The 13,501-nt window shown below is 63.1% G+C and carries 13 protein-coding genes and 1 pseudogene; 10 read left to right on the top strand and 4 right to left on the bottom strand.

Going from position 1 to position 13,501, the window contains the following annotated elements; all coding sequences use genetic code 11:
• The first annotated feature begins 73 nt into the window (after positions 1-73).
• The 3 genes and pseudogenes from ATY29_RS35100 to ATY29_RS38645 all read left to right on the top strand — a co-directional run.
• A complete protein-coding gene (locus ATY29_RS35100) occupies positions 74-721 on the top strand; it encodes a TetR/AcrR family transcriptional regulator (RefSeq protein ID WP_097534456.1) in 648 nt (215 codons plus the stop codon).
• 36 nt (positions 722-757) lie between these two features.
• Positions 758-1,621, top strand: a complete 864-nt coding sequence (locus ATY29_RS35095) for a class I SAM-dependent methyltransferase (RefSeq protein WP_097534251.1) — start codon at positions 758-760, stop codon at positions 1,619-1,621.
• Positions 1,622-1,647: 26 nt separating this feature from the next.
• Positions 1,648-1,821 (top strand): annotated as a pseudogene (locus ATY29_RS38645) (hypothetical protein); the annotation flags it as partial.
• Here ATY29_RS38645 and ATY29_RS35085 read toward each other — a convergent pair.
• From ATY29_RS35085 to ATY29_RS35070, 4 genes are read right to left on the bottom strand one after another with little or no spacing between them, the layout of a single operon-like run.
• Complete coding sequence (locus ATY29_RS35085; RefSeq protein ID WP_097534250.1) at positions 1,781-2,326, bottom strand: sarcosine oxidase subunit gamma family protein; 546 nt, start codon at positions 2,324-2,326, stop codon at positions 1,781-1,783. The pseudogene ATY29_RS38645 and the gene ATY29_RS35085 sit on opposite strands and share 41 nt — an antisense overlap.
• Positions 2,319-5,273, bottom strand: coding sequence for a sarcosine oxidase subunit alpha family protein (locus ATY29_RS35080; protein WP_097534249.1), 2,955 nt, complete (start codon positions 5,271-5,273; stop codon positions 2,319-2,321). Before ATY29_RS35080 ends, ATY29_RS35085 begins: the two co-directional genes overlap by 8 nt.
• Positions 5,270-5,551 carry a sarcosine oxidase subunit delta gene (locus tag ATY29_RS35075; RefSeq protein ID WP_097534248.1) on the bottom strand — a complete coding sequence of 94 codons (282 nt, stop codon included), beginning with the start codon at positions 5,549-5,551 and terminating at the stop codon, positions 5,270-5,272. Before ATY29_RS35075 ends, ATY29_RS35080 begins: the two co-directional genes overlap by 4 nt.
• Before the next feature lie 12 nt (positions 5,552-5,563).
• Positions 5,564-6,814 carry a sarcosine oxidase subunit beta family protein gene (locus ATY29_RS35070; protein WP_097534247.1) on the bottom strand — a complete coding sequence of 417 codons (1,251 nt, stop codon included), beginning with the start codon at positions 6,812-6,814 and terminating at the stop codon, positions 5,564-5,566.
• A gap of 86 nt (positions 6,815-6,900) precedes the next feature.
• On the opposite strand from ATY29_RS35070, the gene ATY29_RS35065 reads away from it, so the two are divergent.
• From ATY29_RS35065 to ATY29_RS35035, 7 genes are all read left to right on the top strand, one after another.
• The gene (locus tag ATY29_RS35065; protein WP_097534246.1) at positions 6,901-7,860 is read left to right on the top strand and encodes a GlxA family transcriptional regulator; all 960 of its coding nucleotides are present in this window, start codon (positions 6,901-6,903) and stop codon (positions 7,858-7,860) included.
• A gap of 79 nt (positions 7,861-7,939) precedes the next feature.
• The gene (locus tag ATY29_RS35060; RefSeq protein WP_097534245.1) at positions 7,940-8,623 is read left to right on the top strand and encodes a helix-turn-helix domain-containing protein; all 684 of its coding nucleotides are present in this window, start codon (positions 7,940-7,942) and stop codon (positions 8,621-8,623) included.
• Between the two features lie 89 nt (positions 8,624-8,712).
• Positions 8,713-9,618, top strand: a complete 906-nt coding sequence (locus ATY29_RS35055; RefSeq protein ID WP_097534244.1) for a class II glutamine amidotransferase — start codon at positions 8,713-8,715, stop codon at positions 9,616-9,618.
• A gap of 56 nt (positions 9,619-9,674) precedes the next feature.
• The gene (locus ATY29_RS35050) at positions 9,675-10,361 is read left to right on the top strand and encodes a GltB/FmdC/FwdC-like GXGXG domain-containing protein (RefSeq protein WP_097534243.1); all 687 of its coding nucleotides are present in this window, start codon (positions 9,675-9,677) and stop codon (positions 10,359-10,361) included.
• 14 nt (positions 10,362-10,375) lie between these two features.
• Positions 10,376-11,704, top strand: coding sequence for an FMN-binding glutamate synthase family protein (locus tag ATY29_RS35045; protein WP_003563716.1), 1,329 nt, complete (start codon positions 10,376-10,378; stop codon positions 11,702-11,704).
• A 79-nt stretch (positions 11,705-11,783) separates the two neighbouring features.
• Positions 11,784-13,091, top strand: coding sequence for a type III glutamate--ammonia ligase (glnT, locus tag ATY29_RS35040; protein ID WP_025418817.1), 1,308 nt, complete (start codon positions 11,784-11,786; stop codon positions 13,089-13,091).
• A 73-nt stretch (positions 13,092-13,164) separates the two neighbouring features.
• Positions 13,165-13,501: ACT domain-containing protein (locus tag ATY29_RS35035; RefSeq protein ID WP_244597500.1), on the top strand; the 337-nt coding region annotated here is incomplete at its 3' end.

Raw genomic sequence — 13,501 nt, 5'->3', positions numbered from 1 at the left:
GACTTGCATATTTTTGATACTACATGGTATCGTAATGCATGAATAACGATACTGTCAAGGATCATAATTGCCCGTGACCGAAAATAGTCGAGGCCGGCGCGGCCGGCCAGCCAACGAGGCGCTTGGCCAAACGATAGTCGACGCAGCATACGAACTCTTTGTGGAATTGGGTTTTCAAGCGACGACATTGGACAAGGTCACCCAGCGAGCGAAGATATCAAAGCTCAGCATCTATCGGCACTTCGAGAACAAGGAAGCGCTGTTCAGCGCGGCCGTCGCCACTCGCTGCCATCAGTTTGCACCACAAGCCCTTTTTGAAGGCGTCGACGGTTCGGCCGAAGATCAACTCACGGCGGTGGGATCATCGCTGCTTCGCACGCTGTTGAGCCCGGACGTCCGCAGTGTCGAAGCCATGGTCATGGCCGACAAGACGAACCAAAAGTCGTTAAGCAAGCTCCATTACGAAGCCGGCCCCGCCTATGTCATCGCCCAAATCGAGGCCCTGTTGTGTCGGTTGCACGCGAAGGCGGTTCTGAACGTGCCCGATCCTCTCCAGTCCGCCCGCTTGTTTGCCGCGCTTTTCAAAGGATCCGATCTCCTGATTATCGCACGCTTCGATGAGGCGAGAGCAGAGGACGACAAAGAAATTGAAGCCTATTGCCGGTCGGCTGTCGCTATGTTCATCGCCGCGCACGGTCGCAACGACCAGGCGGGGGGATAGCCTGGTTAAAGAACGGATCAGAACAAGGATCATGGCATGACAGAGAAAGATGTTTATCAGGTAGCCGACTGGAAAGGCCAAAGCGGGGAGCGCTGGGTAGCCCACCAGGCCCGGCTCGACGCCATGCTGGCGGTGTTCGGCCAGGCCGCGATCGAAGCCGCCGCGCCCGCGACGGGCGAGCGCGTGCTGGACGTCGGCTGCGGCGCAGGCGAGTCGAGTCTGGCACTGGCCACCCTCATCGGCAGGCAGGGCCAAGTGGTAGGCGTGGACATATCCGAGCCGATGATTGGCAGAGCGCGCGCCCTTGCGCCACAGGATATGTCGGTCGTGTTCCGAGTAGCCGACGCCAGCAGGGCCGAGTTGCCCGAGGGCGCGTTCGACATCCTGTTCTCGCGTTTCGGGGTGATGTTCTTCGATGATCCGACAGGAGCGTTCGCGCACATGCGCCGCGCGCTCCGGCCGGGCGGACGAGTCGCTTTCGTCTGCTGGCGCGGCGTGGCCGAGAACGATTGGATGCGCCTGCCGATGAGCGCGATCAAGGGCATCCTCCCGCCGACCGCGCCGCCCGGTTCCGAAGCGCCCGGCCCGTTCTCCTTCGGCGACCCGGAACGGGTGGCGCGCATCCTGACGGCGGCCGGCTTCACCGATACCGCTATCGCGCCCTTCGATGCGTCCGTTCTGTTTGGCAAGGGTCCGACGCGGGACGCGGCGATCGACGACGCGGTGGAGATGACGCTCGAGGTCGGCCCGCTGTCGCGCGTGCTCGCTGATCAGCCCGACGACATACGCGACCGCGCCTCGGTCGCGGTTCGTGCCGCCTTCGCGGGCTGCCCCGGTGAGCGGTCGGTTATGATCAACGGCGCGACATGGATCGTCACGGCGCGCAATCCGGCAAGCTGACAGGGATTGACCGGCGTTATGGCCCTCAACATGCCACGGCAAGCGCGGCGGGCAGAGCCTTGTTTGCGATCTCGCGACTGGGGAAAAAGAGCAGCAATGACGCCGATCATTTCTTTCCATCCATGGACAAACATTGGCGGTTGACGGCAACGATAGCCTTTATGCGCCATCCTTTTCGGCGCTTGTGGCCATATGCTTAAGCTCGTGCCACAGACTTTCGGCAAAACTGCGCAGGACCGTGAGTTCGAAGCTGTCGTCGCCGGTGCGGGCGATCTGCACGGAGATATGGCCGACCATCGTCATCGCCGAACTGCCTTCCGCAAAAACGGCGGGATCGAGATCGATGGCGGTGCCTTTTGAGAGAAGCAGCCGCGAGGAGCGGCCTGAGATGCCGATGCGCACGCGTCCGTGGCTCTGGTCCATGACGAAGGCTTTTCCCGCGAGTGCTGCCGCAAGGGCGGCGAGACTGGCGGGGGAAAGCGGCGCGTCGCCGGCGACGAACCATTGGCGGAAGCCGGCCTTGCGGATCGAACTTTTCGCAAGGCCGGCTTTGGCCAATTCCGTGGCGAGAGCTGCCGGCTCGATCGTGCCGAGCACGTGCAGCAGATGGCCTTCCGGCAGGGCCTCCAGCCGGATGCCTGTTCCGGCGCTGCCACTATATGCCGTCCCGGCAAGAACCGGTTTGTGCTGGGGTAGATCAGGCATGGAGCTTCTCGTTTTCGGGATCGACAAAGGCGGGATGGCAGAGCACCGCATCGGTGAATTCATTGCGCAGGCCGTTCCAGACCGTCACCTTTTCGCCGATGCGCTCCGGTCCGCGCCGGACGAGGGCCAGGCCGATCGTATGGCCGAGACTCGGCGAGAAGGCGCTCGATGTGACATAGCCCTGATCGTTTTCGAGCGTCGCCGCAGCGCCTTCTGCAAGGATATGCGAGCCGGTGCGAAAGCCGCTTGCCGGATTGAGCGGCTTGACGCCGACGAGGCGTGGACGCTCGGGATCCTGCAGGCCTTCGCGGGCGAGCATCGCCTTGCCGATGAAATCCGGCTTGGTTGATGAAACCATGCGGCCGAAACCGAGATCACCGGGTGTGACCGTGCCGTTGATCTCGGCATGGGTGACGTGGCCCTTTTCGATGCGCATGACGCCGAGCGCTTCGACGCCATAGGCTGAGATGCCGTGTTTCTCCCCAGCCGCCATGATGGCATCGGCAACACTTTCGCCGTAGCCGGCCGGCACGGCCAGCTCGTAAGCGAGTTCGCCCGAGAAGGAGATCCGGAAGAGCCGGCCTTCGAGGCGGCCTGCAAATAGCGACACCTTGCGGGCGCTCATGAAGGGGAAGGCCGCATCGGAAAGATCCTCGTCGACGATTTCCGAGAGGATGGCGCGCGACTTCGGCCCGGCAACCGCCATCTGCGCCCATTGATCGGTCGAGGAGGCGAAGCAGACGTCGAGTTCGGGCCAGAGCGTCTGGGCGCAGAATTCGAGATGGGTCAGCACGCCGGCGGCGAGCGCCGTCGTCGTCGTCATGAAGAAATGGTCGTCGCTGAAGCGGCTGGTGGTGCCGTCGTCATAGATGAAGCCGTCCTCGCGCAGCATGATGCCGTAACGCGCCTTGCCGACGGCCAGCTTGGCAAAGCCATTGCAATAGACCCGATCGAGGAAGGTCGCGGCATCGCGGCCGAAGATTTCGATCTTGCCGAGGGTGGAAACGTCGCAGAGGCCGGCATTTTTGCGGATGTTCAGCACCTCGCGATCGACGCTTTCGCGCCAGGTCGTCTCGCCGGCGCGCGGGAACCAGGAGGAGCGATACCAGAGGCCGGTTTCGACGAAGACCGCGCCGTTCTTTTTCGCCCAGCCGTGCAGCGGCGATTTGCGCGCCGGCTGGAAATCCTTGCCGCGCGAGGCCCCGGTCAAAGCGCCGAAGGAGACAGGTGTGTAGAAGGGACGGAAGGTCGTCGTGCCCACTTCGGCGGGCGATACGCCGCGCGCCTCGGCAAGGATGCCGATGGCGTTGATGTTGGAAAGCTTGCCCTGGTCGGTCGCCATGCCTGATGTGGTGTAGCGCTTGGCAAGCTCGACATGGCCGTAGCCCTCACGCACGGCCAGGCCAAGGTCCTTGAGATGCACGTCGTTCTGATAGTCGACGAAAGCCTTGCCCTTCGAGCCCTTGACCGACCAGAGCGGCTTTGCGTGCTGAGCCGTCTCGGTGGCGGAGGCAAAGGCCGGTTCCGCGGCAAGGCCGATTGCCTGCAATGCGGCGGCGGCCTTTGCCGCGCCATCGCCGAGGCAGGCTTCGGTCTGCGCAAGACCGGCGGCCGCGCCGGCGACGGCAAGACCGTCCTGTGATGCCGGCGCCAGAAAGGCCGAGGTCTCATCCGACCATTGCGGCTTGCCGCCGCGATGGCAGGCAAGATGAATGACCGGGCTCCAGCCGCCCGACATGGCAAGCGCATTCGCGTCGATCCGGCGAATGCCGCCTGCGGTCTCGACGCTGACGCCGCGCAGGCGCTTGCCGCCCTCTGCATCGATCACCCGGGCGCCCCGCAGCACCTCGGCGCGGCCCTGCCAGCTCTTGCCGCCATCGGCGCGGCTGTCGACGATCGCCGCGACTCGAAGGCCGGCGGCTTCGAGGTCGGCGGCGGTGTCATAACCGGTATCGTTGGTGGTGAAGATCACCGTGTTTTGGCCAGGCGCGACGGCCTGCCGATTGAGATAGCTGCGCATGGCGCCTGCCATCATCACGCCGGGAATATCGTTGCCGCCGAAAACGAGCGGCCGTTCCTCGGCCCCCGTCGCCAGGATCGCCTGGCGGGCGACGATGCGCCACAATCGTTCGACGGGACGCTCCGGATCAGGCAACGCCATATGCTTCTGCACACGTTCGACAGCGCCGAAAACATTGTCGTCGTACCAGCCGAAAACGGTCATGCGCGGCAGGCGGCGCACATTCGCCAGCCCTTCGAGTTCGGCCAGCAGCTCGCCGAGAACAGTGTCCGCCGGCTTGCCGTCAATGGTGCCGCTGTCGGCCAGCAGGCTGCCGCCGAATTCGGCGCCTTCGTCGGCAAGGATGACGCGTGCGCCGGCGCGCCCGGCCGTCAGGGCCGCGGCCAGACCGGCGGAGCCGGCGCCGATCACCAGCAGATCGCAATGCGCCCAGCATTTCTCATAGGTGTCGGGATCGGCCTCGTAGGAGGCGCGGCCAAGGCCCGCCGCCTTGCGGATCACCGGCTCGTAGAGCTTTTCCCAGAGGGCCGCCGGCCACATGAAGGTCTTGTAGTAAAAACCGGCGCTGAGGAAGGGCGAGAGCAGGCCGTTGACCGCGCCGACATCGAAACCGAGCGAGGGCCAGCGGTTCTGGCTCTTGGCCGTCAGCCCCTGGTAAAGCTCGATCATCGTCGCGCGTGTATTCGGCTCGGTGCGCCCGCCGCTGCCTGTCGTCACCAGCGCGTTCGGTTCGGCCCCCCCGGCCGTCAGAATGCCGCGTGGGCGGTGATATTTGAAACTGCGGCCGACGAGCTGGATACCGTTGGCAAGCAGCGCAGAGGCGAGCGTGTCGCCCGGATGGCCTTCCAGCGCCTTGCCGTCGAAGGTGAAGCCGAGTGTCTTGGCGCGGTCGATGCGGCCGCCGGAGGAAAGACGGAAGCTCGTCATGCCGGTTCTCCGCCGAGCTTGGCAAGGGCGGCATCCCGAACGCCATGGACCGCATGGGTGACGGTATCGCGCTCGACGATCAGCCAGCGACGGCAGCCGGAAGAGTGGTGCCAGTATTCGCTGTGGCAGCCGCGCGGATTGTCTCTGAGATAGACATAGTCGTACCAGGCATCCTGACCGGCATCCGGCGCCGGCCGGACAAGGTTCGCATCGCCGCGGATCGAGAATTCCTCCTTGGGCCGAGTGCCGCAATGGGGACAGGAAATCAGGCTCGCCATGGTCGAATGTCCTCAGTGCAGATTGGGCTGGGCGCCAACGCCCTTTTCGTCGATCGGGTAGCCGCGCGCAAAGCGGTCGAGCCGGAAGGCGCGGGCGGTCTGATGCGGCGTGTTGCGGGCGATCAGGTGGGCATAACAGAAGCCGGAGGCGGGCGTGGCCTTGAAGCCGCCGTAACACCAGCCGGCGTTGAGATAGAGATTATCGATATGGGTGCGGTCGATGATCGGCGAGCCGTCCATGCTCATATCCATCACCCCACCCCAGGAGCGGAGATAACGCACGCGCGACAGCGACGGGATCATCGCAATCCCGGCCTCGGCGACATGTTCGACCGAAGCCAGATTGCCGCGCTGGGCATAGGAGTTGTAGCCGTCGATATCGCCGCCGAAGACGAGGCCGCCCTTGTCGGACTGGGAGACGTAGAAATGCCCGGCGCCGAAGGTGACGACATTGTCGATGAAGGGTTTCAGCCCTTCGGAAACGAAGGCCTGCAGCACATGGCTTTCGATCGGCAGGCGAAGGCCGGCCATATCGGCGACGACGGTGGAATTGCCGGCCGCCGCCAGCGCCAGCTTGCCGCAGCCGATGAAGCCCCTGCTGGTCTCGACGCCGGTCACCCGGCCGTTTTCGCTACGGATGCCAGTGACTTCGCACTGGGTGATGATGTCGACGCCGCGGCTGTCTGCGCCGCGGGCATAGCCCCAGGCAACCGCATCGTGGCGCACCGTGCCGCCGCGCGGCTGGTAGAGGGCGCCCATCACCGGAAAGCGGGCATTGTCGAAATCGAGGAAGGGCAGCTTCCGGCGCACGGCCTGCCGGTCGAGCAGCTCGGCATCGACGCCGTGCAGCCGCATAGCGTTGCCGCGGCGCGTATAGGCGTCACGCTGCGCGTCGGAATGGAAGAGGTTGAGCACGCCGCGCTGCGAGACCATGGCGTTGAAGTTGAAGTCCTGCTCCAAGCCTTCCCAGAGCTTCATCGACAGTTCGTAGAAGGGATTGTTGCCCGGCAACAAGTAGTTCGAGCGGATGATCGTCGTGTTCCTGCCGATATTGCCGGAGCCGAGATAGCCCTTTTCGAGGACGGCGACATTGGTGATCCCGAACTCCTTGGCAAGATAATAGGCGGTGGCCAGGCCGTGACCACCGCCGCCGACGATGACGACGTCATAATGCGGCTTCGGCGCCGGATCGCGCCAGGCAGGCGCCCAGTTCTTGTTGCCGCGAAGGCCGTTGAGAAAAATCGAAAGAGCGGAATAGCGCATGGGTCACCCGGAAAGAACAGCGGCATGATGCCAGAAAGAGGCGGGCAGACTTGCACAAGAGGGACATGAATCGCTAAGAAAGGGACATGTCCTCAGTTGATAGCAGAAATGTCCAGACGATCGGCTTCATCCTGATTCCGGGATTTGCGCTGATGTCCTATGCCTCGGCGACCGAGCCGTTGCGGGCGGCAAATCTGCTGGCGGGCCGCGAGATCTATCGTCTACAGATTTTCTCGCCGGATGGCGCATCGGCGCTCTCCTCCTCCGGTGTCAGCGTACCCGCCGAACCTCTTCCCATGCGGGGATCGGGTCTTGGCACCGCCTTCGTCTGCGCCGGCGGTTCGCCGCGCGACTGGCGGTATCCGGGCGTGCTCGCCTGTTTGCGGCAGCTGTCGCGCGAAGGTGTGAGGATCGGCGGCATCTCGGGCGGCCCTTATCTGATGGCCGCCGCCGGACTACTCGGCGGCCGCGACTTCACCGTCCATTGGGAGCATGCGGCAGCCCTTCTCGAAGCCTTTCCGGATCTCACGCCGCGCCAGGCGCGCTTCGTGATCGCCGGCAACAGGATCACCTGCGGCGGCGGCATCGCTCCGCTCGACATGATGCATGTGCTGATCGCCGAGCGCATGGGGCCGGATTTCGCCCGTCGCGTCAGCGACTGGTATCTTCACACGGAGGTCAACGAGCCGGCAGCACCACAGCGCGCCTCGCTGGCCGAGCGCTACGGGGTCCACCATCCCGGCTTGCTCAGCGTTCTCGAACGGATGGAGGAGACGATCGAGATGCCGCTCGAGCGTGTCGCCATGGCGCGCATCGCCGGCGTCACCACCCGCCATCTCGACCGGCTGTTTGCCGCCCACCTCGGCACCAGCTTCCTCGATCAATACCGCAAGATCAGGCTGCAGCATGCCCATCGCCTGTTGAAGCAGAGCCCGCTTTCCGTCTCGGAGATCGCGGTTGCCACCGGCTTTTCCAGCCTCAGCTATTTTTCCCGGATGTTCCGTAGCGCCTACGGCGTCACTCCGCGTGAGGCGCGGCGGGAATAGTTTTCTTCACGGTTGAGGAAATTTCACTATGACGATAGGATTGCATCCGAACAAAAGCGCAGGCGGCAGGGGAAAATCCATGAAATCCAAGCGAGAAGCGGCGGAGCAGCCGGAACAGCCGCATGGCGGCCGCGCTGCCTTTTCCCAGGACCCGCACGCCGTTCGGGAACCGAAGGAAAACAACCTCGAAATGGCGATCGGCCATGAGGTGCGCGCCTACCGCAAGAAACTCGGCATCACCGTCACCGATCTCGCGGCCGCCACCGGCATTTCGCTCGGCATGCTGTCGAAGATCGAGAACGGCAATATCTCGCCGTCGCTGACGACGCTGCAATCGCTGTCGCGGGCGCTCGGCGTGCCGCTGACCGCCTTTTTCCGTCGCTTCGAGGAGCCGCGCAATGCCGTCTTCGTCAAGGCCGGACAGGGCGTCGAGCTCGAACGGCGCGGCACGCGCGCCGGCCACCAATATAATCTGCTCGGCCATATCGACAACAATACCAGCGGCGTCATCGTCGAGCCCTATCTGATCACGCTGACGGCCGATTCCGATATCTTCCCGACCTTCCAGCACGAGGGCATGGAGTTTCTCTATATGCTCGAAGGCGAGGTGATCTACCGTCACGGCGACCAGCTTTTTCAGATGCAGCCGGGCGACAGCCTGTTCTTCGACGCCGATGCGCCGCATGGGCCGGAACAACTGGTGAAACTGCCGAGCAAATACCTATCGATCATCAGTTATCCCCAGCAGAACTCACGGGGCTGAATTGCCTTAGAAGAAAACTTTATTCTTCCCAGTTGATGTCCTGATATAGACCTGCTAGTCCTTTCTCAACAAGAACGGAGGCACGCGCTATGTGCGGCATTGTAGGACTGTTCCTCAAGGACAAGAGCCTTGAACCCGAACTCGGGAATCTGCTCTCGGATATGCTGATCACCATGACCGATCGCGGGCCGGATTCTGCCGGCATTGCGATCTATGGCGGTACGGCCGAGGGCAGGGCAAAGATCACCATCCAGTCCGCCAACCCCAGCGCCGATTTCGAGGGCCTCGCCGGCGATCTCGAGAAGGCCGGCATCAAAGCCCACGTGTGGGTCAAGAGCACGCACGCGGTCATCGAGCTTGACGCTTCCAAGCTTGCAGACATGCGCGAGACACTCGAACGGATCCGCCCGGCGGTCCGCCTGATGGGATCGGGCGAAAGCGTCGAGATCTACAAGGAAATCGGTCTTCCCAAGGACGTCGTGGCGCGCTTCGGCGTCCGCGCGATGAGCGGAACCCACGGCATCGGCCATACCCGCATGGCGACGGAATCGGCGGTCACCACGCTCGGCGCCCATCCGTTCTCGACCGGCGCCGACCAGTGCCTGGTGCACAACGGCTCGCTCTCCAACCACAACAACCTGCGCCGCGAACTGGTGCGCGAAGGCATGACCTTCGAGACCCAGAACGATTCCGAAGTGGCCGCCGCCTATCTGACGGCCGAAATGGCCAAGGGCAAGGATCTCGGCCAGGCGCTGACCGGCGCGCTCGACGATCTCGACGGCTTCTTCACCTTCGTCGTCGGCACCAAGTCCGGCTTCGGCGTGGTCCGTGACCCGATCGCCTGCAAGCCCGCCGTCATGGCCGAGACCGACCAGTATGTCGCCTTCGGCTCGGAATACCGCGCGCTGGTCAACCTTCCCGGCATCGAGAACGCCCGTGTCTGGGAGCCGGAGCCGGCAACCGTTTATTTCTGGGATCACGACAAGGCCGCCTGAGGGGCGCTTGAACGCGGGAGGCGGCTGAAACCCTCTCCCAGACAAACGAGGATTCAATGCCTATATTCGACCTTTCCAACACCCCTCTTCGCGAACTGAACAGCGCGCTGCACGCCCTTTCCCAAGGGGCGAACGATACGGAATTCGAAGTCGTCAACCCGCGCGGCAGCCATGCCGTTGCCGTTGGTATCGACAGCCCCGTCACCGTCGCCGTCAGAGGATCGGTCGGCTATTACTGCGCCGGCATGAATGACGGCGGCAGGGTGACGGTTCACGGTTCGGCCGGGCCGGGTGTCGCCGAAAACATGATGTCCGGCACGGTCGTCATCGAGGGCGACGCCAGCCAGTATGCCGGCGCCACCGGCCGCGGCGGGTTGCTCGTCATCAAGGGCAATGCAGCCTCGCGCTGCGGCATTTCGATGAAGGGCATCGACATCGTGGTTCACGGCAGCATCGGCCACATGTCGGCCTTCATGGGTCAGTCCGGTCATCTGGTCGTGCTCGGCGATGCCGGCGATGCGCTGGGGGATTCGCTCTACGAAGCCAAGCTTTTCGTCCGCGGCGAGGTCAAGAGCCTCGGCTCCGACTGCATCGAGAAAGAGATGCGGCCGGAGCATCTGGAGAAGCTCACCGAACTGCTCGAAAGGGCAGGGGTGACGGGCGTCAGGCCTGAAGAATTCAAGCGCTACGGCTCGGCCCGCAAGCTCTACAATTTCAACATCGACAACGCCGACGCGTATTGAGGCGAGGGACACCCATGAGCTATCACAACCCCTATACCCCGCCCCGCAAGTCCGCGACCTTCGACGATTATACGCTCGCCGAAATCCGCCGCGCGGCCGCCACCGGCATCTATGACATCCGCGGCGCCGGCACCAAGCGCAAGGTTCCGCATTTCGACGATCTCCTGTTCCTCGGCGCCTCGATCTCGCGTTATCCGCTCGAAGGTTATCGGGAGAAGTGCGACACATCTGTGGTGCTCGGCTCGCGTTTCGCCAAGAAGCCGATCACGCTGAAGACGCCGATCACCATTGCCGGCATGAGTTTTGGCGCGCTTTCCGGCAATGCCAAGGAAGCGCTCGGCCGCGGTGCGACGATCGCGGGCACCTCGACGACGACAGGCGACGGCGGCATGACCGATGAGGAGCGCGGCCATTCGCAAACGCTGGTCTACCAATATCTGCCGTCCCGCTACGGGATGAACCCTAAGGATTTGCGGCGCGCGGATGCCATCGAAGTCGTGGTCGGCCAGGGCGCCAAGCCCGGCGGCGGCGGCATGCTGCTCGGCCAGAAGATCTCCGACCGCGTCGCCAATATGCGCAACCTGCCGAAGGGCATCGACCAGCGCTCGGCCTGCCGCCATCCGGACTGGACCGGCCCCGATGATCTGGAAATCAAGATCATGGAGCTGCGCGAGATCACCGATTGGGAAAAGCCGATCTACGTCAAGGTCGGCGGCGCGCGTCCGTATTACGACACCGCCCTTGCCGTGAAGGCGGGCGCCGACGTCGTCGTGCTCGACGGCATGCAGGGCGGCACGGCGGCCACACAGGACGTCTTCATCGAGAATGTCGGCATGCCGACGCTCGCCTGCATTCGTCCGGCCGTTCAGGCGCTGCAGGAGCTCGGCATGCATCGTAAGGTGCAGCTCATCGTTTCCGGCGGCATCCGCTCCGGCGCCGACGTTGCCAAGGCGCTGGCGCTCGGCGCCGACGCAGTCGCGATCGGCACGGCGGCGTTGGTGGCCATCGGCGACAATGATCCGCACTGGGAAGAGGAATATCAGAAGCTCGGCACGACGGCCGGCGCTTATGATGATTGGCACGAAGGCAAGGATCCGGCCGGCATCACCACCCAGGATCCGGAGCTCGCAAAACGCCTCGATCCGGTTGCGGCCGGCCGCCGTCTTGCCAACTACCTCAAGGTGATGACGCTTGAGGCGCAGACGATCGCGCGGGCTTGCGGCAAGAACCATCTCCACAACCTCGAGCCGGAAGACCTCGTCGCACTGACGATCGAGGCATCGGCCATGGCGCAGGTACCGCTCGCCGGCACCAACTGGATTCCCGGCAAGGGAGGCTTCTGATTTCACCGGCCGGGCCAAAGTCTCGGCCGTCTCATTTCCATGACCAAAGTGTCTCGAAGAAATCCAAAGGGGAACGAGAATGACACTGGACCTTGCTGCTTTTGCCAGAGACAAAGGCATCAAATATTTCATGATCAGCTACACCGACCTGTTCGGCGGCCAACGCGCCAAGCTGGTCCCGGCTGAAGCGATTGCCGATATGCAGAGAGATGGCGCCGGTTTCGCGGGCTTTGCGACCTGGCTCGATCTGACGCCTGCCCATCCGGACCTGTTTGCGGTTCCCGATGCTTCCTCCGTCATCCAGCTCCCATGGAAGAAGGACGTCGCATGGGTTGCAGCCGACTGCGTCATGGAGGATCGGCCTGTCGAACAGGCGCCGCGCGTTGTGCTGAAAAGATTGGTCGCCGAGGCTGCGAAAGCAGGGCTCAGGGTAAAAACCGGCGTGGAGCCCGAGTTCTTTCTGATCTCTTCTGATGGTTCGGTGATTTCAGATCAGTTCGATACCGCCGAGAAGCCTTGCTACGATCAGCAGGCGGTGATGCGCCGCTATGATGTCATCGCCGAGATTTGCGACTACATGCTCGAACTCGGCTGGAAGCCCTATCAGAACGACCACGAGGATGCGAACGGCCAGTTCGAGATGAACTGGGAATATGACGACGCTCTTCAAACGGCGGACAAACACTCGTTCTTCAAGTTCATGGTCAAGTCGATCGCCGAAAAGCACGGCCTTCGCGCCACCTTCATGCCGAAGCCCTTCAAAGGACTGACCGGAAATGGGTGCCATGCCCACATTTCGGTTTGGGACATCGACGGCAAGGTCAACGCCTTCGCCGACAAGGAAATGCCCTTCGGGCTCTCCGCCCAGGGTAAGACCTTCCTCGGCGGCATCATGAAGCATGCCTCGGCGCTGGCCGCCGTCACCAACCCGACCGTCAATTCCTACAAGCGCATCAATGCGCCAAGGACGATCTCGGGCGCAACATGGGCGCCGAATACCGTCACCTGGACCGGCAACAACCGGACGCACATGGTGCGTGTGCCAGGCCCCGGCCGTTTCGAACTGCGGCTGCCCGATGGCGCTGTTAACCCCTATCTCCTGCAGGCGATTATCATCGCAGCCGGCCTTTCGGGAATTCGGTCGCAAGCCGATCCTGGCCGCCACTACGATATCGATATGTATCGTGACGGGCATACGGTGACTGACGCTCCAAAGCTGCCCCTCAATCTTCTCGATGCGCTGCGCGAATACGAGAAGGACGAAGAATTGCGGGCTTCGTTGGGCGCCGAGTTCTCCTCCGCCTACCTCAAACTGAAGCATAGCGAGTGGAACACCTATTGCTCGCACTTCACCGAGTGGGAGCGGAACACCACTCTGGATATTTGACTTCCCAGCCGCATCCGCGGCCGTCTCCCCGTGCCACGGGCACGGGGTCTTTCTCCATCGTTCGGATCGCCCCATGACCCAGTACATTCTTACTGTATCCTGCAAATCGACGCGCGGCATCGTGGCGGCGATTTCGAGCTATCTGGCCGAGAAGGGCTGCAACATCGTCGACAGTTCGCAGTTCGACGATCTCGATACCGGCAAGTTCTTCATGCGCGTCTCCTTTATTTCCGAAGAGGGCCTATCAGGCACCGAGATCGGCGCCGATTTTGCCACCGTCGCAGCACCCTTCGCCATGGACTATGAGTTCCACGACAGCGAGAGCCGCATGAAGGTGCTGCTGATGGTGTCGCGCTTCGGCCACTGCCTCAACGACCTGCTCTACCGCTGGAAGATCGGCGCCCTGCCGA

This window comes from Rhizobium hidalgonense (assembly GCF_002914525.1).
In the GTDB taxonomy this organism is placed as follows: domain Bacteria; phylum Pseudomonadota; class Alphaproteobacteria; order Rhizobiales; family Rhizobiaceae; genus Rhizobium; species Rhizobium hidalgonense.
Note: the sequence above shows the minus strand (reverse complement) of the source record. Positions and strands in the feature narration are given on the sequence as shown.

What these genes read in the sequence shown, in the direction of transcription:
- ATY29_RS35095 (WP_097534251.1), top strand. Translation starts at nt 758, where the DNA reads ATGACAGAGAAAGATGTTTATCAGGTAGCCGACTGGAAAGGCCAAAGC.
- ATY29_RS35085 (WP_097534250.1), bottom strand. Translation starts at nt 2,326, where the DNA reads ATGCCTGATCTACCCCAGCACAAACCGGTTCTTGCCGGGACGGCATAT.
- ATY29_RS35080 (WP_097534249.1), bottom strand. Translation starts at nt 5,273, where the DNA reads ATGACGAGCTTCCGTCTTTCCTCCGGCGGCCGCATCGACCGCGCCAAG.
- ATY29_RS35075 (WP_097534248.1), bottom strand. Translation starts at nt 5,551, where the DNA reads ATGGCGAGCCTGATTTCCTGTCCCCATTGCGGCACTCGGCCCAAGGAG.
- ATY29_RS35070 (WP_097534247.1), bottom strand. Translation starts at nt 6,814, where the DNA reads ATGCGCTATTCCGCTCTTTCGATTTTTCTCAACGGCCTTCGCGGCAAC.
- ATY29_RS35065 (WP_097534246.1), top strand. Translation starts at nt 6,901, where the DNA reads ATGTCCTCAGTTGATAGCAGAAATGTCCAGACGATCGGCTTCATCCTG.
- ATY29_RS35060 (WP_097534245.1), top strand. Translation starts at nt 7,940, where the DNA reads ATGAAATCCAAGCGAGAAGCGGCGGAGCAGCCGGAACAGCCGCATGGC.
- ATY29_RS35055 (WP_097534244.1), top strand. Translation starts at nt 8,713, where the DNA reads ATGTGCGGCATTGTAGGACTGTTCCTCAAGGACAAGAGCCTTGAACCC.
- ATY29_RS35050 (WP_097534243.1), top strand. Translation starts at nt 9,675, where the DNA reads ATGCCTATATTCGACCTTTCCAACACCCCTCTTCGCGAACTGAACAGC.
- ATY29_RS35045 (WP_003563716.1), top strand. Translation starts at nt 10,376, where the DNA reads ATGAGCTATCACAACCCCTATACCCCGCCCCGCAAGTCCGCGACCTTC.
- glnT (WP_025418817.1), top strand. Translation starts at nt 11,784, where the DNA reads ATGACACTGGACCTTGCTGCTTTTGCCAGAGACAAAGGCATCAAATAT.